The organism is Octadecabacter temperatus (genome assembly GCF_001187845.1).
In the GTDB taxonomy this organism is placed as follows: domain Bacteria; phylum Pseudomonadota; class Alphaproteobacteria; order Rhodobacterales; family Rhodobacteraceae; genus Octadecabacter; species Octadecabacter temperatus.
The window spans coordinates 999806-1016699 of the sequence record NZ_CP012160.1 but is presented as its reverse complement, the minus strand read 5'-3'; the positions used below and the strand labels follow the sequence as shown (position 1 = coordinate 1016699).

20 protein-coding genes and 2 tRNA genes are annotated in these 16894 nt (G+C 55.3%); 16 read left to right on the top strand and 6 right to left on the bottom strand.

All coding sequences use genetic code 11. From position 1 onward, the window contains the following. The 5 genes from OSB_RS05305 to OSB_RS05285 all read left to right on the top strand — a co-directional run bounded on the left by OSB_RS05305 (window position 1) and on the right by OSB_RS05285 (window position 2891). Entirely contained in the window at window positions 1–810 is an 810-nt protein-coding gene (locus OSB_RS05305; RefSeq protein ID WP_049834005.1) for a phosphodiesterase, read from the top strand. Window positions 811–997: 187 nt separating this feature from the next. Next, window positions 998–1810: a DUF481 domain-containing protein gene (locus tag OSB_RS05300; RefSeq protein WP_049834004.1), complete on the top strand. Its 813-nt coding sequence runs from the start codon at window positions 998–1000 to the stop codon at window positions 1808–1810. Between the two features lie 90 nt (window positions 1811–1900). Then, window positions 1901–2287, top strand: a complete 387-nt coding sequence (locus OSB_RS05295) for an MAPEG family protein (protein WP_049834003.1) — start codon at window positions 1901–1903, stop codon at window positions 2285–2287. An 86-nt stretch (window positions 2288–2373) separates the two neighbouring features. After that, window positions 2374–2448 (top strand) — tRNA-Gly (locus tag OSB_RS05290). Window positions 2449–2567: 119 nt separating this feature from the next. Further along, window positions 2568–2891 (top strand): DUF1801 domain-containing protein, encoded by a 324-nt coding sequence (locus OSB_RS05285; RefSeq protein WP_049834002.1) that lies wholly within the window; start codon window positions 2568–2570, stop codon window positions 2889–2891. Here the strand turns inward: OSB_RS05285 and OSB_RS05280 are convergent. Further along, a complete protein-coding gene (locus OSB_RS05280; RefSeq protein WP_049834001.1) occupies window positions 2888–3475 on the bottom strand; it encodes a GNAT family N-acetyltransferase in 588 nt (195 codons plus the stop codon). The two genes, OSB_RS05285 and OSB_RS05280, sit on opposite strands and share 4 nt — an antisense overlap. Before the next feature lie 143 nt (window positions 3476–3618). Between OSB_RS05280 and hisB the strand changes: the two genes are divergently transcribed. Both hisB and hisH read left to right on the top strand, forming a co-directional pair. After that, a complete protein-coding gene (hisB, locus tag OSB_RS05275) occupies window positions 3619–4206 on the top strand; it encodes an imidazoleglycerol-phosphate dehydratase HisB (protein WP_049834000.1) in 588 nt (195 codons plus the stop codon). A 4-nt stretch (window positions 4207–4210) separates the two neighbouring features. Continuing rightward, a complete protein-coding gene (gene hisH, locus OSB_RS05270) occupies window positions 4211–4849 on the top strand; it encodes an imidazole glycerol phosphate synthase subunit HisH (protein ID WP_049833999.1) in 639 nt (212 codons plus the stop codon). Window positions 4850–4930: 81 nt separating this feature from the next. Here hisH and OSB_RS05265 read toward each other — a convergent pair whose 3' ends face one another. Continuing rightward, window positions 4931–5317 carry a DUF2147 domain-containing protein gene (locus OSB_RS05265; protein ID WP_049833998.1) on the bottom strand — a complete coding sequence of 129 codons (387 nt, stop codon included), beginning with the start codon at window positions 5315–5317 and terminating at the stop codon, window positions 4931–4933. 161 nt (window positions 5318–5478) lie between these two features. Here OSB_RS05265 and hisA point away from each other — a divergent pair, with 161 nt between their 5' ends. The 5 genes from hisA to OSB_RS05240 all read left to right on the top strand — a co-directional run bounded on the left by hisA (window position 5479) and on the right by OSB_RS05240 (window position 8149). Then, window positions 5479–6195 carry a 1-(5-phosphoribosyl)-5-[(5-phosphoribosylamino)methylideneamino]imidazole-4-carboxamide isomerase gene (gene hisA, locus OSB_RS05260; protein ID WP_049833997.1) on the top strand — a complete coding sequence of 239 codons (717 nt, stop codon included), beginning with the start codon at window positions 5479–5481 and terminating at the stop codon, window positions 6193–6195. Window positions 6196–6272: 77 nt separating this feature from the next. Next, a complete protein-coding gene (locus OSB_RS05255) occupies window positions 6273–6770 on the top strand; it encodes a DUF2867 domain-containing protein (protein ID WP_049833996.1) in 498 nt (165 codons plus the stop codon). Window positions 6771–6802: 32 nt separating this feature from the next. Next, complete coding sequence (gene hisF, locus OSB_RS05250; protein WP_049833995.1) at window positions 6803–7561, top strand: imidazole glycerol phosphate synthase subunit HisF; 759 nt, start codon at window positions 6803–6805, stop codon at window positions 7559–7561. A gap of 1 nt (window position 7562) precedes the next feature. Continuing rightward, complete coding sequence (locus OSB_RS05245) at window positions 7563–7865, top strand: phosphoribosyl-ATP diphosphatase (protein ID WP_049833994.1); 303 nt, start codon at window positions 7563–7565, stop codon at window positions 7863–7865. Continuing rightward, window positions 7862–8149 (top strand): Dabb family protein, encoded by a 288-nt coding sequence (locus OSB_RS05240; RefSeq protein WP_049833993.1) that lies wholly within the window; start codon window positions 7862–7864, stop codon window positions 8147–8149. The genes OSB_RS05245 and OSB_RS05240 overlap by 4 nt, the downstream gene beginning before the upstream one ends. A 67-nt stretch (window positions 8150–8216) precedes the next feature. Here the strand turns inward: OSB_RS05240 and OSB_RS05235 are convergent, their stop codons facing one another. The 3 genes from OSB_RS05235 to rlmB all read right to left on the bottom strand — a co-directional run bounded on the left by OSB_RS05235 (window position 8217) and on the right by rlmB (window position 10512). Beyond that, window positions 8217–8681 (bottom strand): CoA-binding protein, encoded by a 465-nt coding sequence (locus tag OSB_RS05235; protein WP_049833992.1) that lies wholly within the window; start codon window positions 8679–8681, stop codon window positions 8217–8219. A gap of 177 nt (window positions 8682–8858) precedes the next feature. Continuing rightward, entirely contained in the window at window positions 8859–9314 is a 456-nt protein-coding gene (locus OSB_RS05230) for a YHS domain-containing (seleno)protein (RefSeq protein ID WP_049836059.1), read from the bottom strand. Between the two features lie 421 nt (window positions 9315–9735). Beyond that, entirely contained in the window at window positions 9736–10512 is a 777-nt protein-coding gene (gene rlmB, locus OSB_RS05220; RefSeq protein ID WP_049833990.1) for a 23S rRNA (guanosine(2251)-2'-O)-methyltransferase RlmB, read from the bottom strand. A gap of 112 nt (window positions 10513–10624) precedes the next feature. Here rlmB and OSB_RS16645 point away from each other — a divergent pair. The 3 genes from OSB_RS16645 to OSB_RS05210 all read left to right on the top strand — a co-directional run bounded on the left by OSB_RS16645 (window position 10625) and on the right by OSB_RS05210 (window position 15172). After that, window positions 10625–10708: transfer RNA gene (locus OSB_RS16645), tRNA-Tyr, on the top strand. A 184-nt stretch (window positions 10709–10892) separates the two neighbouring features. Next, window positions 10893–12062 (top strand): efflux RND transporter periplasmic adaptor subunit, encoded by a 1170-nt coding sequence (locus OSB_RS05215; RefSeq protein ID WP_082166423.1) that lies wholly within the window; start codon window positions 10893–10895, stop codon window positions 12060–12062. Then, window positions 12062–15172: an efflux RND transporter permease subunit gene (locus tag OSB_RS05210; protein WP_049833989.1), complete on the top strand. Its 3111-nt coding sequence runs from the start codon at window positions 12062–12064 to the stop codon at window positions 15170–15172. Before OSB_RS05215 ends, OSB_RS05210 begins: the two co-directional genes overlap by 1 nt. Here OSB_RS05210 and OSB_RS05205 read toward each other — a convergent pair. Further along, on the bottom strand, window positions 15169–15705 hold the full coding sequence (locus OSB_RS05205; RefSeq protein ID WP_049833988.1) for a hypothetical protein: 537 nt from the start codon (window positions 15703–15705) through the stop codon (window positions 15169–15171). The genes OSB_RS05210 and OSB_RS05205 overlap by 4 nt on opposite strands. An 85-nt stretch (window positions 15706–15790) precedes the next feature. Between OSB_RS05205 and OSB_RS05200 the strand changes: the two genes are divergently transcribed. Beyond that, window positions 15791–16819, top strand: a complete 1029-nt coding sequence (locus OSB_RS05200) for a hypothetical protein (protein ID WP_049833987.1) — start codon at window positions 15791–15793, stop codon at window positions 16817–16819. Window positions 16820–16894 lie beyond the last annotated feature (75 nt).

The following is a 16894-nucleotide window of genomic DNA, read 5'->3' as shown; positions in this document are numbered from 1 at the left end:
TTGGAAAAGATCCTCGCGCTGACCGATTTGCATTTGCGCGGCGCGGGGCAAACGATCATCGGGCTCGACCCGACCGCGCGGCTGCGGGAGGCGCTTGACGCGGCACTTAATGACCACCCAGACGCCAAGGCATTGATCTTGATGGGTGATCTAACCCACTCAGGCCGTAGCGAAGAATACGAGACCCTACGCGAGATATTGCAGGACTGCCCTATCCCCGTGACCTATATGCTTGGCAACCACGACCTGCGTGCGCCATTTCGCACCGCCTTTCCTGATGCGCCGGTAACGCCGCAAGGCCATGTTCAACACATCATTGACCTGCCAGATCATCGGATCATTACGCTTGATACCCATCAGGCAGACGTTGAGCCACATCATGCAGGGTTCCTATGTGAAGACCGCCTCGCTTGGCTGGATGCAGCCCTTGAGGGGGCTGACGGTCGGTTGCCATTGGTTTTTACCCACCATCCACCCCATGCGGTTGGGCTACCCGGAATGGACGCGATTGCGCTGACGAATGGCGACGCACTGCTGGAAAGACTGGCCCACGCCAAAGCACATCTGTTTTGCGGGCACGTTCATCGCACGATTTCGGGGCAAGCCAGTGGTGTACCCTTTACGATGTTCAAAAGTACCTGCCACCAAGCCCCGCTTGATCTGATCGCCGCCGACAGCACACTGTCGAATGCAGAGCCAGCCGCGTACGGTTTGCTGTTGCTCAGCAAAGGTGGCGTAATTGCCCATAGCGAGGATGTCGGGCTGAACTTTCCACCTATCTCTGGCTCAGACGCCCTGCCAAAACACTAGCCCTGCCGCGACGTCAGTCGACGCATCGGCCTATTTTGGCCCATCACTCCCCCCACCTTCGGCGGGAAATTGTGCATGAGCGCTAGGTGCGTTTCCTCCCCCTAAATTTTCAAACGAACTAGGCGTAGGTCGAACAAGTCACCGCACATATTTTGTGTGCGGATCAAAGACTTGAAGGAAAGAAACAATGAAAAACACCACTCTCCTCCTCGCAGGTACCGCATTGTCCATGATGACAACGGGTGCCGTTGCCCAAACTTTTGGTGACAGCGCCGTAGACACCCGCAACGAGCAATTGGCCGAAAACATCGCTGATGATTTCAACCGCGACGTTGGCACATTTGGCAACACAGGCCGCGCACTGGGTTTTGAAGGCTCTATGTCCCTTCAGGGCGCCGCTGCGACTGGTAACACCGACACGGCATCCCTCGGGATTGGCGCTGACTTGGGCTACTATGACGGCACAAACGGTTACAGCGTACAGCTGAGCTACCAGTACTCCGAAAACGAAGGCACAACAGACGAAGACAGCCTGTTGTACGATCTGGAGTACACCCGTGACCTCGGCGCGTCTTACTACGGATTTGCAACGCTGCAAGGTAACGTTGAAAGCATTCCGTTTGACACATCCGACAACTTCCTTGGTTTCGGTGCCGGTTACCGCATCTACGACACATCCAAAGTATACTGGGCTGCACAAGCAGGTGTTGGTTACCGTGTGGCTGATTTGAACTCTGCCAGCGATCTCGGTGAAGGGGCATTCACAATCGGGTCCACCTACTCCAACCAGCTGTCCGAAACGCTGGCCCTCACAATGGATACGGATATCGTTTCTTCCGAAAGCGACACCGTTGTTTACAACGATCTGGGCCTAAACGTTGCCATGACTGAAGTTCTAGCACTGCGTACGTCCTTGGTTACGGAATACCATACTGAACCAGAAGCCGGTCTAAACGACACTGACAACACATACGGTGTTTCGCTCGTCTTTAACTTCTAAGCGATACTTCTACGTGTTTGCAGGACGGGGCGGTTGCATCATGCAGCCGCCTCTTTCATGTTCTGGGTGAAACCAGAACAGGAGCTTCCAATGATCACAGGCATCTATGCAGCCCTCATCGCCGTTATTTTCATCGTACTGAGTGTGCGGGTTATTCTATTCCGGCGACAGAACCAGCTCGGTTTGGGGGATCACGGCAACAAGAGTTTGATGAAACGCATGCGTGCGCAGGCCAATTGCGCGGAATACGCGCCGTTTGGGTTGCTGTTGATGGCCCTGGTTGAATTGCAAGACGCCGCCCCAAGTGCGTTGCATCTGATCGGTGCCACCCTGTTTTTGGGCCGCATCGTTCACGGATACGGGTTTTCCGCATCGCCCCCGATAATGCCTCTGCGTCAGGCCGGTATGTTGCTAACGCTCGCGTCTTACTGCCTTAGCATTTTTTGCCTGATATTCTTTGCATTCGTCTGGACCTAACGGCCGCGAAAAAAAGTAGTCGGATTAATAACTTTTCCTCTTGCGGGGTTTGGCGAGAGTTTATAGATGCTGCCTCACGAAACGGTGCGGGCGTAGCTCAGGGGTAGAGCGAAACCTTGCCAAGGTTTAGGTCGGGCGTTCGAATCGCCTCGCCCGCTCCATTTCGATCCAGCTTACCCAGCTGGAAGCACAGGCCACCCCAAGGGGTGGCTTTTTGCTTTTCTAGGCCATCCCCATTCGGCGGCGTTGCTTGGCAGGAATTGCCAATCTAGGGTGGCTTATGGATGAAACAGTCAAATCAACGATCATTGAAACCGTCGTCGCCCGCGCCAAAGACCTGCGTCCGAGCATTCACATCGGATCCAAATATGGTGGCACCATCTTCGTGACTGATCCCGAGTTTCCGGATTCGGTTAGCTTGGTTGGCGGCGTCTACGGTTATAAAGACTACGTTTCCGTCGAGTTCTCAAAAGGTGCTGGATTTGATGACCCCAACGGATTGCTTGCCGGAAAAGGCAAAGCCCGCCGTCACGTCAAACTGCACAGCCTTGGCGACATAGATGCGATGAACGTCGCGGGATTTCTGAGCCAAGCATTCGCTTAGATAATGGGTTCCTGCGGGCTGCTGTCGCGAGGCAACACACCGTTCAGCCGCGGATCGTCCGCAATTTCGACCTGGCGATCATAGGCAGTAAAGCCGCTTCGCATGTAAAACGGCAATGCTTGCGGACTATCTAATGTGCAGGTGTGAACATGAAAGCGATTGACCGGCTTTTCCCAAGCCTTTTCAAGCGCATGTTCCATCAACCAGCGCCCTGCCCCTGTGCCAACCATCGCGGCAGTTAGACCGAAATATCCTAGCTCACATTCGTTTGGCACACGGTAATCAAGTTCCAGCATCCCCTCGTCGCGCCCATCAACCCTCACCGAGAATATCTGAACATCCTCGTGGTGAATAACCGCGGCCAAATCCGCATCATCCATGCCAAGGCGCGAAAACCACATCCAGTCATGCCCACCAACGCGCGAGAATAAATCACGGTACCAAGTAAGGTCTGGTTTTTCATGGGCAATCAATTCAGCTTTCACCGCAGGCACCTTGCGCGGTGCAGGGCGTTCAAACATCTGTAAATGCGTGACGACGGCGGCAATTTTGCCCTTTGGCACATCCCAAAACTCTGACTGCATTTCAACGCCTTCCCGTGCTGACTGACTGCATCTGATGCCATTGAAAGCACAATACAAACCTGAAAACCACACCCCAGTGAAGCATGGTTGCTCGGAGCCCCACAGGCGGCCTATAAGGGCGCCAACATCAAGGAACCAATCCCATGCGCACCAGCTCAATCACCCGCAAAACTGCGGAAACCGATATTTCCATTGAGATTAACCTCGACGGAACAGGCGTTTATGACAATCAGACCGGCGTTGGTTTCTTTGACCACATGCTTGATCAACTGGCGCGCCACTCTCTGATCGACATGACGATCCGCGCGACAGGTGATCTGCACATTGACGACCACCACACCGTCGAGGACGTGGGCATTGCACTAGGTCAGGCTTTGGCTGACGCATTGGGCGACAAGCGCGGCATCAACCGTTACGGCGATTGCCACCTTGCGATGGACGACGCACAGGTGCGTTGTGCGCTCGACTTGTCGGGCCGCGCCTATCTGATCTGCAATCTTGAGCTTCCAACAGCCAAGATCGGTACATTCGACACCGAATTGGTGCGTGAATTCTTCCAAGCGCTGTCCAGCGCGGGCGGTATCACCCTGCACATCGATCGTTTGCACGGCTTTAACAGCCACCACATCGTTGAGGCTGCGTTCAAATCCGTTGCCCGTGCCCTACGTATCGCGGTTGAGACTGATCCGCGTAAGGCGGATGCAATTCCGTCGACCAAAGGCGCTCTTTGATCCTATGACCACAGTCCTTATCGATTACGACAGCGGCAACCTGCACTCGGCGCAAAAGGCGTTCGAACGTATGGCCGCTGAGGTAGGCGCAGGTGACGTTATCGTCACGGGCGACCCTGATGTCGTGGCAAAAGCGTCCCGCGTTGTCTTGCCAGGTGACGGTGCCTACCCCCACTGTCGGAGCGAACTTCACGGTATTTCTGGCCTTGCCGATGCGATCATCGAGGCCGTTGAAGTACGTGCAGTGCCGTTCATGGGCATTTGCGTGGGCATGCAGCTGCTTGCCCAAAAGGGCTATGAGTACCAAGAGACTGAGGGCTTCGGTTGGATCGACGGTGAGGTCCAAAAGATCACGCCAGCGAACCCAAGACTGCCGGTTCCGCACATGGGTTGGAACGACCTTGTCATCGATACACCGCACCCCGTACTGGACGGAATGAAGACAGGTGACCACGTCTATTTCGTTCACTCATGGCAGATGGTTTTGAACGATCCAAATCAGCGTTTGGCCCATTGCGATTACGCAGGTGACATCACGGCGATTGTCGGGCGCGACAACATCATTGGCGCGCAATTTCACCCCGAAAAAAGTCAAGACGCAGGGTTGCGGATGATTGCAAACTTCCTGCAGTGGACCCCATAAAAAAGCCGCCCCCCTGAATTTCCAGAAAGCGGCTTTCTCAAATTATATCAAATCGCTAAAGGGCGATCTTAACTTAACGCATTAATTGCGAGTCCACGTACCACCGTCGCGGCAAATGCCCAGAACACAACCGGAAACGGACAGCGTGTTGCCGTTCAACGTCAGGCGTGAGTTATAGGTTTTGTCACGGTCGGGCGAGTACACCTGACCACGGTACTCACCACCCCCACTTGGCGTTGTGTCAAAAATAATCTGACGGCCAATGTTCGCAGAATCCATAGCCGCGCCAGACCCGTCAAATGCTTGTACAAGGGTGCCACACAGGGCCGCGCCACAAGGTGCAACCTGCACAATGCCAGAATTTCCGTTGTCATCTGTTGGCGTGCGCCAGTTGCCTTCCAGCGGGTCAGCCGCAGCAGCCCCAGCGAAGCCAACAACAGCCGCGAGTGTAAGTGCAAAAGTCTTCATTTTAGTATCTCCTCCCTGAGATTGAACAAATCTTGCCCGCGATGTGCGATTCCACGCAAGCGTAACGTTAGGTCGCACCGAAAACGTAGGTTTGACAGCTTGCGTTGCATCCCCCGCCTGCCCGTGCATAAACGCGCCAAACGTAAACCACAGGTGCCATCATGATCCTTTACCCAGCAATCGACCTTAAAGACGGACAAGCCGTTCGACTGGTGCATGGCGACATGGACCAAACCACCGTCTTCAACGACGACCCTGCCGCGCAAGCGCGTGAATTTGTGGATGCGGGTTGTGAATGGCTGCATCTTGTCGACTTGAATGGCGCATTTGCGGGCGAACCTGTGAACGCTGCCCCTGTTGAGGCGATCCTCAAGGCCTGCCCTGTGCCTGCGCAACTGGGCGGTGGCATTCGCGATCTGAAAACAATCGAGACATGGATCGACAAGGGCCTCGCTCGCGTGATCCTTGGCACGGTGGCCGTGGAAAACCCTGATCTGGTGCGCGAAGCCGCGAAAGAATTCCCCGGCCACGTCGCTGTGGGCCTTGATGCGCGTAACGGTTTCGTTGCGACCAAAGGCTGGGCAACAGAAACGGACATCCAAGTCACCGACCTCGCCAAATCATTTGAGGACGCAGGCATTTCGGCGATCATCTACACAGACATCCTGCGCGACGGCGCTATGAAAGGCCCCAACATCACCGCGACCGAAGCACTGGCCCGCGCTGTTAGCATCCCCGTGATCGCGTCCGGCGGTGTGTCCTCAATGGCCGACCTTGAAGCGTTGAAGGCCACAAACGTGATCTCTGGCGCTATTTCGGGACGTGCGCTTTATGACGGAGCAATTGATCTGGGCGCGGCTCTGGCGGCACTCGCCTAACCTGCGTCACCACGCCACCTACGTTTACACAAGGACCAAGCATAACCTTTCCAGACAACAGGAAAGTGAGCCGTATCATGCCCCTTGTACTAAAAACCCCTTTACCGAAAACATCTCATCTCTGGACGCATGTCCAAACGGGTGATTTCATCGATGGCTACTGCGTTGCCGCTGAATTGCCTCCCAAACTGGCGGCTGAAATCGGCCTAACTATGCCGGCATGGGCAAATTTTCTGCTGGCCTTGCGAAACAAGATCGTCGCTCCACTTGGATTGAAAACAGAGACCGACGCGTCCTCGGGGGATTCGGAAAATCTAATTTTTCCCACCACCTATGAAAGCGTGGATGAAATTATTCTCGGGACCGATGACAAGCACCTCAACTTTCGTATCGCGGTGCGGCGCGAAGCTGGCATGATCCATATGGCAACATGGGTTCACCGCAATAACCTGATGGGGCGCATCTATTTGGGTTTGGTCATGCCGTTTCACATTCTCATTGTCCGAGATGCCATGCGCCGCATCGCACGACATGGCACTGCGGCACCAATTGCATCGCCGCCCAGCACACACTAAAGACAGGCCAATCGCTCTGAAAAGGCTTCTTTATGCTCAAGACACGCATCATCCCCTGCCTTGATGTCGCCAATGGACGCGTCGTCAAAGGCGTGAACTTCGTTGATATCGTTGACGCGGGCGACCCTGTTGAATCCGCGATCCGTTACAACGACATGGGCGCGGATGAGCTGTGTTTCCTCGACATCATGGCAACCGAAGAAAACCGCGGCACTATGTACGACCTCGCGACGCGCACGGCTGAAGCGTGCTTTATGCCGCTGACCATCGGTGGCGGCGTGCGCACCCACGTTGATGTCCGCAATCTGCTGCTGGCGGGCGCTGACAAGGTCAGCTTCAACTCCGCCGCCGTTGCCGACCCTGATGTCTTGACAGAAGCCGCCCTGCGCTTTGGATCCCAATGTATCGTCTGTGCGATCGATGCCAAAACCGTTGAACCTGGGCGCTGGGAAATCTTCACCCACGGCGGACGCCGCGCAACCGGTATTGATGCGGTTGAATTCGCGCTGACGGCACAAGCCAAAGGCGCGGGCGAGATCCTGCTGACCTCAATGGATCGCGACGGTACCAAAGCAGGGTTCAACCTGCCCCTTACAAAGGCCATCACCGACGCGGTGTCCATTCCTGTGATCGCTTCGGGGGGTGTCGGCACGCTTGATCACCTTGTGGAGGGCGTCACAAAGGGCGGTGCCTCTGCCGTCCTCGCTGCCTCGATTTTCCACTTTGGCACCTACACAATTCCTCAAGCCAAGGCACATATGGATGCCGCTGGCGTCCCTGTAAGGCTCTGATATGTCATTAAAAGACCTCGCGAATACCATTGCAGACCGCGCAAACACTGATCCAAGCGAAAGCTGGACAGCCAAGCTGCTTGCCAATCCAGACAAAGCCGCTGAAAAGTTCGGCGAGGAAGCTGTTGAAGCGATCATTGAAGCAACCAAAGGCGACAAGACCCGCCTCACGTCTGAGGCCGCTGATGTGATGTACCACCTGTTGGTCATGTGCGCCGCGCACGGTGTCACGCTGAACGATATCGAAGCAGAACTGGCCAAACGCACCAACCAAAGCGGCCTCGCCGAGAAGGCCAGCCGATGATCCGTCACATTGCCTTCTTCTCAGCAATCGATCCAACCGACTTGGATGAAATCGAAGCGGGCCTGTGGATCCTAAAAGACAATCCGCACGCCGAAACCTTCAGCGTCTCGCGCAACCTAAACCTTGATGAAATCCCCGGCCCACATCCGGATTTCGTCGTGATGGCCGAAATTAAGGACGAAGCCGCGCTCGCAGCCTACAAAGCCCACCCGCTTTACGCAGAATCCATCCGCCGCGTACGCCCCCTACGCGATATCCGCGTCGCAGCCGACTTGCGGATCTAATCCCACACCTCACCTTGTCTCTGTTTCTAAAATATCCCGGGGTTCGGGGCAGCGCCCCGATCCAACGCTACAGTCTGGACGAAATCACACCCGTGGCGAACCCACCCATCCGTAATTCCCCAAACAAGCGCTGAAATTCAATCTTCGGGCACCGGTTTTCAATCACAGTCACATCGCGCGCCCGCGCCACCTCAGCGGCCTCAGAATGCTCAACACCCAACTGCATCCAAATCGTCTGCAAGTGCGGCCAACGGGCCAACGCCTCGTCCACAATTGCAGGGACTGCATCTGAACGACGGAATATATCAACCATATCAACATCAAACGGGATATCGGCCAAGGTTGCGTAAACCGTTTCCCCAAACAGCTTTTGCCCCGCCAGCCCGGGGTTTACCGGCACAATGCGATACCCTTTAAGTTGCAGATACCGCGCAACAAAATAGCTGGGGCGAATCTGTTTAGCGGACACACCAACAATCGCCACTGATTTGGCACGTTTCAACACATCTTTGAGCATTTGATCACTATACATACTGCCTCACTAACCGAGTCTTTCATCATAAAAAAGGCGCCCGGAATGAACCGGGCGCTAAGTTCGGAACGAGGGACAGTGAGTTCGCGCAAGGGGGTTCCAGCCCTTGCTCACCAACTAGAGATATGCACGAAAGCCTGTTTTTAAAGGGAGATCAGGTAAACGTGATCGAAGACACTAGCCTAAGATTGTAGGCCATTGCGCGTCCGCCAAAGCGATATTTCCGGGAATATCTTCAGACCAAACCTGACGCACATTTACTGAATAATTCAGGTAAAGCTTCCCGTCATGCACGGTCCAAGCTTCAGGAACGGAGCTCGCCAAAGACCCTTTTGACAGAGCGAAAGCACAATACCCGCCATATTGCGGCGCATAGGCACGCGGATCGGCCATAAACATTTCCATGTTCTCAACGCTGGCAAAATGCCACGTCGCCCCTTCCCACATCAACGCATGATCAGGGCTGCCGATAACGGGTGCACCTTCGGTAAAAAAGGCCACGGGGTCGGCGCCGCGAATGGCGATCCCGTCTTCGGAGAAGATATATGGCTCTGCGGCCTTTGCAGGGTGGGCGAAAAATGCGGCGGCTGGGGCAGCAGCGGCGGCGCTTAATAGCATACGGCGTGTCAGCATTGGGGGCTCCAAGAATTCAATTGCGTTGAAACCAATTTGGGGCATCTCGGGGCGTTAAAATACCCACCTCGCCAATCTGTGACAGGCCGTGCACAAATGTTTCAATCGAAAATATCTTCGATTTCGTCCCAAATCCCCTCAACAAGATGACGCATCAACCCTTTGCGTTTATTGTATTTTTTCACCTTTCTCGGCCTTGGATGGGGCTGCTTAGGGTGTGTTGGTTTGGGCGTCGGGCGGGCGGGCGTCGCGGAACGCGCGGTGGCCTGCACGGCGGCAATCGGTAACATTTTGAGGTCGCGCAACGGCGCTCCACAGCTTGAACACGCCAGTTCATGGCGCTCAGATCCGCTTAGAATCAGAACCGCGCGGGTTCCGCAGTAACAACAGGTCGCTAATTTCCGCGCAGGCATGTCGGCTCCTAGGTCGCGCGACTTGCATAAAGCGCGACTGCCGCTGCGTTTGAAACGTTCAACGACCCAAACTCACCCGCAAAATCGATCTTAACCAGTGCGTCGCAGGTTTCTTTCGTCTTTTCGCGCAACCCCGGCCCTTCGGCCCCCAAAACCAGCGCAATTGCACGGTCACGCTTACCTTCTACAACCTGTTCGATGGTCTGCTCGGCTTCACCGTCCAGCCCAAGCACCATATATCCCATTCCCTGAAGCTCAACGATCGCGTCGGCAAGGTTACGGACCCGCAAATAGGGTTGGCGTTCCATCGCGCCACTGGCAGTTTTCGCCAAAGCGCCTGTTTCAGGTGCTGCGTGGCGGCTCATGGCGACGACAGCCTGTGCGCCGAACACCTCCGCCGAGCGAAGAATCGCCCCGACGTTATGTGGATCAGTTACACGGTCCAGAAGGACAACACGCGGCGGATTTGTCCCATCCCCCATGCAGCGGTCTTCGATTTTGCCCCAATCCAGCGGTTTCACTTCAAGAGCGGCCCCTTGGTGGACGGATTGCGGATCAATTGGCGCTGCAAAACGGCGTGGATCGCTCATTTCAGGCTCAGGACCATGCTGAACGGCATCACCAAGACGATCAAAGGCGTTTTTTGTCACGACAAAGCGTAATTTTTCACGCGCAGGGTTCAAAAGCGCGTCGCGCACCGCATGAATCCCAAACAACCAAACAGTTTCGTTGGCAGCAATGCGTTTGTTGCGTTCTTTTTCAACAACCCAAGTCGGTTTTTTCATGGTGTTTTCCTTTGTCCTTGCCCCCTCATGCGCGGCTTATGCAAAAACCGCAAGGTGCAGCGCAGAATTGAGGTTGACGGCCCCCAGACCCAAAGCTATTCACGCCGCCAGTGGGCGTCAGGCCGCAAGGTGTGGCAGGAGACTGTAACTCTCTCGCGGAAACGCACGCCTGGTTCGATTCCAGGGTCGCCCACCATTTACTCCCCTCTGCTATTTTGTTTCACAAGAACAGCGTGCCCCCTATTCCAATTCGCCCAAGCCGTCCTATTTCGAACGGTGAAGTGCCATTTTATGACATTGACGATTTTACGTCGTATTAAGTTCAGTAGTATTTGAACAATCGACTTTGTAGCAGCCCGCAGTTCAAAAGGACTGACCTAATGACAAGTAAGCCCCAAAAAGCCGCCAAACCCGAAACCGTTAACCCGCCTGTGGTTGAAGACCCTAAAGCCGCGCGGGAACAGCTAACGTTTACGGCCGACAGTGGTGCGTCTCGCTCGACGTGGTTTTCGGGTATATTGGTGCTGGTCATTGTGGGATGGATGGGCAGCGGATTCATTTTCCCTTCAGAAGATACTGACACGGTCACGGCGCGCGAAGAACCTGCGCCGGTCGCCGTTGCGGTTGAAACCTCTGTCGCCGAGGTGATTACGCAGTTCTATCAAGCCGAAGGGCAAGCCCTGCCCGATCGTGACACGATGATGCGGGCCGAAACCTCAGGTGACATCGCCGAGGTCTTGGTGCGTAAAGGGCAAGACGTTTCTGCGGGTGACGTCATTGCCCGCTTTGACCCGACCAGTAATCAGGCCGACGCAAACCGCGTCGCCGAAGACCTCGCCAGCGCTGAGCGCGAGCTTCAGAACGCGCAGCAACTGCTTGAACGCGGGGTCGCAACGGCTGACCGCGTCGTGGACGCCCGTGCAAGTTTGGCTTCGGTGCAAGCCGAAGCGATCGCCATTGAACAGGCCGCCGATGCGCTGACGATCACGGCGCCATTTGATGGGCGCATCGAGGCTCTCGATCTTGATGAGGGCGAATTTGTCTCTGCCGGTACGGAAGTGGGTCGTCTGGTGGATATCACGCCCCTCACCGTTGCCATTCAGGTGCCGCAACAATCATTGACGCGCTTGTCTGTTGGCCAACCTGCCACTGTACGTTTCATCACCGGCGAAGAGCGGACAGGCACAGTCACCTTCGTTGGGACGTCTGCCGCCGCTGAGACCCGAACGTTTTTGGCGGAAGTTGAAGTGGAAAATGACGACGGCGCGATTCCCGCAGGCATTTCTGCCGAAGTGATAATCCCGACAGGCGAAGCTACAGCACACTTCTTGTCCCCTTCGATCGTATCACTTAGCGCCGAAGGTGAACTTGGAGTGAAAACAGTAAACAGCGATGATGTCGTTGAGTTTTACGCGATCCAAGTCGTCAAAGCACAGATTGACGGCATTTGGGTCACTGGATTGCCTGAAAGTGTGGACATCATCACTGTGGGCCAAGGCTTTGTGAATGAAACCGAAACTGTTGCACCCAGCGTCGGGGAGCAAAGCTGATGTACGCCATCATCGACGCTGCATTCTCGCGTTCGCGCGTTGTGGTCATGGCGCTTCTTATGATCCTCGCTGTGGGCGCATATGCCTATGTCGCGATCCCCAAAGAGGCCAATCCCGAAATCCCACTACCATTCTTTTATGTCTCGACAGGTCTAGACGGCATTAGCCCCTCGGATGCCGAACGGCTGTTGCTAGAACCGATGGAAACCGAGTTCACGTCCATTGCCGGTCTGCAAAGCATGAATTCGGATGCCACAGAAGGTTTCGCCAGTATCCAGCTAGAATTCAGTGCTGGCGGTGACACGGCTGAGGCGCTGGATAAGGTGCGAGAGGCTGCAGATCGTGCGCAGGGTGATCTGCCCGATGACGCCCGTGACATCACCATCACCGAAATCAACACCGCCCTCTTCCCGATCATTACCGCGATTCTGTCTGGTCCAGTCCCAGAACGGACGCTGAACAATCTGGCCGACCAGATGCAGGAAGAAATCGAAGGTCTGCCTGGCGTTCTCGAAGTTAGCGTTGGTGGGCAGAGGTTCGAGTTCCTTGAAGTGCTGATCGATCCCACGGTTTTTCAAACCTATAACCTGTCGTTTGACGAACTCATCGGGCAAATCCAACGCAACAACATGCTGATCGCCGCTGGCGCGATTGAAACCGGATCTGGGCGCATCGTGCTTAAGGTGCCGGGGTTGATCGAAGACCTCGAAGACGTCATGGCGATGCCCGTAAAGGTGCGCGGCAATGCTGTTGTGACCTTCGGGGATGTCGCCACGATCCGGCGCACATATGAAGACCCTAGCTCGTTCGCGCGCATCAATGGCCAACCTGCCTTGGCCTTGGAAGTCACAAAACGTTCCGGTGCCAACATCATTGAAACCGTCGCAGCCGTCAAAGCCGTCGTAGAAGAGTTGCAGTTGGACTGGCCGGACAACATCGAAGTCGCATTTTTGCAGGACCAATCCAAGACAGTTGAAGACCTGCTAAGCGACCTTGAAGCCAACGTTATCGCCGCCGTGATCCTCGTGATGATCGTGATTGTATTTGCCCTTGGCACGCGCTCAGCTATCCTCGTTGGCCTATCCATTCCGGGGGCGTTCTTTGCGGGCGTCATCGCGCTTTGGACCTTGGATTATTCCATGAACATTATCGTGCTGTTCGCGCTGATCCTTGTGGTCGGGATGCTGGTGGACGGAGCCATTGTGACCACCGAGCTGGCGGATCGAAAGCTGCAAGAAGGGGTCGAACCCAAGGAGGCCTATTCTTTTGCCGCCAAGCGAATGGCATGGCCTATCATTGCATCAACCGCGACGACCCTGTCAGTATTTTTCCCGCTGTTGTTCTGGTCCGGCATGGTCGGGGAATTCATGAAATATCTGCCTATCACAGTGATCTTCACGCTGTCGGCTTCCCTGTTTATGGCGCTCATATTTATTCCTGTTGTCGGCGGCTTGATCGGCAAGCGCCAATCGCAATCCGTCAAAGCCAAGGCCGCACTTCATGCCGCCGAAATCGGCGACCCGCGTGATATGGGCGGATTAACGGGGGCTTACGTGCGCGTTCTGCATTGGGCCATCATGCGCCCCGCCGCGACGTTGCTTCTTGCCATCGCATTGTTACTCGGTGGTTTCAGCCTTTATGGGCAATTCGGCAAAGGTGTGACGTTCTTTCCCGATATTGAACCTGACTTCATGCAGGTCCAAGTCCGCGCGCGCGACAACTTCTCAATCTTTGAACGCGATGCATTGGTGCGGGCCGTTGAAGACCGCCTTTTGGGGTATGACGAGATCGCCAGCATCTATGCCCAATCCACCATGAGCGCCGGCCAAGGCGACGAAGAAACCATCGGAACCCTGCAACTGGAACTAACGCCGTGGGACACGCGTCGCACTGCGGCCGATATTGGAGTCAGCATCCGTGAAAGCGTAGCAGACATCGCGGGCATTGACGTGCAGGTGCAAACCGAAGACGGCGGCCCATCAGCGGGCAAGCCTGTGAACCTTCAGATTACCGCCCGCAACCCCGACGTCCAAAACGAAGCCGTGCAACAGGTGCGCGATATCATTGACGGTATGGGTGGATTTACGGACGTTACCGACACCCGCCCTGTCCCCGGTGTCGAAGTGTCTATCCTTGTAAACCGCGCGGAAGCGGCACGATTTGGCGCGGACGTTAGCCTCCTTGGGCAAGCGGTGCAGCTTTTGACTCAAGGGATTACCGTCGCAGATTATCGCCCTGGTGATGTCGACGGTTCACTGGATATCCGCGTGCGCTTCCCACGTGAAGAACGCTCGCTTGCAGAACTTGGAAGCCTGCGGGTCCCGACGACATCTGGTCTTGTTCCGATCTCAAACTTCGTGACATTTGAGCCAACCGACCGAACAGGTATCATCCGACGCATTGATGAAAAACGTGTGGCCACGATCGAGGCCAATGTTACCGCCGATGTTCTGGTGAACGACCAAGTTGTTGCACTGACTGCGGCGCTTGAAGCGGCGGACTTGCCCGAGGGCGTGGACTTTAGTTTCGGTGGCGAAGCAGAGGATCAAGCCGAAAGCATGATCTTCCTTGTTGGGGCCTTCATCACAGCGATTTTCTTGATGTTCGTGATCCTAGTGATCCAGTTCAACAATTTCTACCAAGCCTTCATCGTCATGAGCGCGATTGTCTTCTCGATTGCGGGCGTTTTACTTGGTCTTCTTGCGACAGGTCGCCCTTTTGGTGTGGTTATGGGCGGTATCGGCGTCATCGCGTTGGCGGGGATCGTTGTGAACAACAACATTGTTCTAATCGATACGTTCAACGACCTTAAGAAAGCGGGCCAATCCCCGCTTGAGGCCGCATTGCGCACGGGCGCACAACGTCTACGACCTGTAATCTTGACGTCTGTGACCACGGCGCTTGGGTTGATGCCGATGGTGATCGGCCTCAACCTGAACTTCTTTACGCGTGACATTGTCTACGGCGCACCGTCAACGCAGTGGTGGACGGAACTGTCCTCTGCCATCGCGGGTGGTTTGGTCATTGCTACGATCCTGACGCTGGTTGTGACGCCCGCCATGCTGATGCTTGGCGAAAGACGGCGTCACGAACCAGCGCAAGTGCATTAAGGAATCCGAACTTCGTTACGCTCAAACTGGCCGAAGTCAGTCGTCCCATCGTCGAAAACAATTTCCACGTAAACGCTTTCAATCGATCCGACCGGATAAACGACGTAGGGCAGATAGTTTTCGATATCGACCATGACATTGGGCTGAGCGAATTCTTCGTTGCAGGGTTCCATCGGCACGACGATGTCCGCCGGTTCACCGTTGATGCCATACCGAATATCCCAAAGCCCGCAGCGCCACGCCATCAGGTGTGAAAAGTACAGTAGATCCTGCCCTTCATATTCGCGCACCCCGACCCAATTTGTCTTGGTCATTCCAAGAATGGGGCGGATTTCGATGGCGGTGGTGTATTTCCCCGTTGGGATTTGCGGCTCTGGCTCGCGCGCGGCGCTTAGATCATCCCCAGACCCGAGATCAACAGGCGGCAGTGCCTCGGCCACAACCTCAGGTTCAGCGACCTCGTCAACCTTACCTTCTGGGGGCGTGATCCCGATACCAAGGCCCAAAACGAGCGGTAAAAATAAATCAATCATCTTCGTCTCCTATGCGGCAAACGGGCCTTCCCTTGCGGCCCGCAGCACCCCTATAGTGGCAGCATCGAGCAAGCAGGCAAGTAAAATGGCGAAAAAGACATCCCGAACCAAGACCTCAGCAGCGGCTGCAGTGTCGTCCGACTTTGATATTGTGATCGTCGGACAAGCGGGTCGTTTGCAATATGAAGCCCTGCTTTTGACGGCGTCGTTGCAGGCAAATGCGCCCAATTTCACAGGCACACTTTACGTCGCAGAACCACAGATGAGCCGGCATTGGCCCAAAGACCCGTCCATGCCGGGCGACATTAAATCGGCGTTAGAAGAACTAGGCGCGGTGATCCTGCCGTTTGAAAACCAAGTTTTCGGTGCTGAATATCCATACGGAAACAAGATCGAAGCGCTTTGCGCAATGCCCGCTGGTCGCAATTTTTTGTTTTTGGACACCGACACGCTGATTGTTGGAGACATTGCGACTCTTGAGACGGATTTCACCAAGCCCAGCGCATCCATGCGCCGCACCGGAACATGGCCGGAAGAAGAGCTGTACTGGCCCGGCTATTCTGCAACGTGGAAGTCACTTTATGACCGCTACGGTTTAGACTTTGAGAGCACCTTGGACACAGATCAGCCGGACGAATACTGGCAGCGCTACCTCTATTTCAACGCAGGCTGGATCACGGGTCATGACGCACCGACGTTTGGTGAGCGATGGAAAGAATGGGCGCTAGATGTGCGCGACGACCGCCCTGAAGAATTGGTGCTGCAATCGCTTGATCCGTGGTTGGATCAGGTGACATTGCCGCTTGTGATCCACAGTTTCGGCGGTGGACGACCTGGGGATGATCTGGCCGGATTGGACGGCGACCTGACCTGCCACTACCGCATGCTGCCCTTGCTTTATGCCCGAGAAGACGATGCGGTTGTGGCCGTGCTAGAAAACGTCACCGCACCGAACAAAATCAAAAAGTGGCTCAAGCAGTACGACCCGTTCAAGCGTATGATCTACCAAAATCGCGGCGACAAAGTCCGCGCCCTGTTTGACCAAAACGACATGCCACCGCGAGAGCGCCAGATCCGGAATACGATCAAGCGCGAAGGATTCTGGATGCGCTAAAGCGCAGCGCCTGCGGCGAGCGGGGGCGGATTTTTTTCAAAAACCCGCAGTGGCCGACCGCAAGCATTGCGCTGG

Coding starts and splice junctions, on each gene's coding strand:
- OSB_RS05300 (WP_049834004.1), top strand. CDS start 998: ATGAAAAACACCACTCTCCTCCTCGCAGGTACCGCATTGTCCATGATG.
- OSB_RS05295 (WP_049834003.1), top strand. CDS start 1,901: ATGATCACAGGCATCTATGCAGCCCTCATCGCCGTTATTTTCATCGTA.
- OSB_RS05285 (WP_049834002.1), top strand. CDS start 2,568: ATGGATGAAACAGTCAAATCAACGATCATTGAAACCGTCGTCGCCCGC.
- OSB_RS05280 (WP_049834001.1), bottom strand. CDS start 3,475: ATGCAGTCAGAGTTTTGGGATGTGCCAAAGGGCAAAATTGCCGCCGTC.
- hisB (WP_049834000.1), top strand. CDS start 3,619: ATGCGCACCAGCTCAATCACCCGCAAAACTGCGGAAACCGATATTTCC.
- hisH (WP_049833999.1), top strand. CDS start 4,211: ATGACCACAGTCCTTATCGATTACGACAGCGGCAACCTGCACTCGGCG.
- OSB_RS05265 (WP_049833998.1), bottom strand. CDS start 5,317: ATGAAGACTTTTGCACTTACACTCGCGGCTGTTGTTGGCTTCGCTGGG.
- hisA (WP_049833997.1), top strand. CDS start 5,479: ATGATCCTTTACCCAGCAATCGACCTTAAAGACGGACAAGCCGTTCGA.
- OSB_RS05255 (WP_049833996.1), top strand. CDS start 6,273: ATGCCCCTTGTACTAAAAACCCCTTTACCGAAAACATCTCATCTCTGG.
- hisF (WP_049833995.1), top strand. CDS start 6,803: ATGCTCAAGACACGCATCATCCCCTGCCTTGATGTCGCCAATGGACGC.
- OSB_RS05245 (WP_049833994.1), top strand. CDS start 7,563: ATGTCATTAAAAGACCTCGCGAATACCATTGCAGACCGCGCAAACACT.
- OSB_RS05240 (WP_049833993.1), top strand. CDS start 7,862: ATGATCCGTCACATTGCCTTCTTCTCAGCAATCGATCCAACCGACTTG.
- OSB_RS05235 (WP_049833992.1), bottom strand. CDS start 8,681: ATGTATAGTGATCAAATGCTCAAAGATGTGTTGAAACGTGCCAAATCA.
- OSB_RS05230 (WP_049836059.1), bottom strand. CDS start 9,314: ATGCTGACACGCCGTATGCTATTAAGCGCCGCCGCTGCTGCCCCAGCC.
- rlmB (WP_049833990.1), bottom strand. CDS start 10,512: ATGAAAAAACCGACTTGGGTTGTTGAAAAAGAACGCAACAAACGCATT.
- OSB_RS05215 (WP_082166423.1), top strand. CDS start 10,893: ATGACAAGTAAGCCCCAAAAAGCCGCCAAACCCGAAACCGTTAACCCG.
- OSB_RS05210 (WP_049833989.1), top strand. CDS start 12,062: ATGTACGCCATCATCGACGCTGCATTCTCGCGTTCGCGCGTTGTGGTC.
- OSB_RS05205 (WP_049833988.1), bottom strand. CDS start 15,705: ATGATTGATTTATTTTTACCGCTCGTTTTGGGCCTTGGTATCGGGATC.
- OSB_RS05200 (WP_049833987.1), top strand. CDS start 15,791: ATGGCGAAAAAGACATCCCGAACCAAGACCTCAGCAGCGGCTGCAGTG.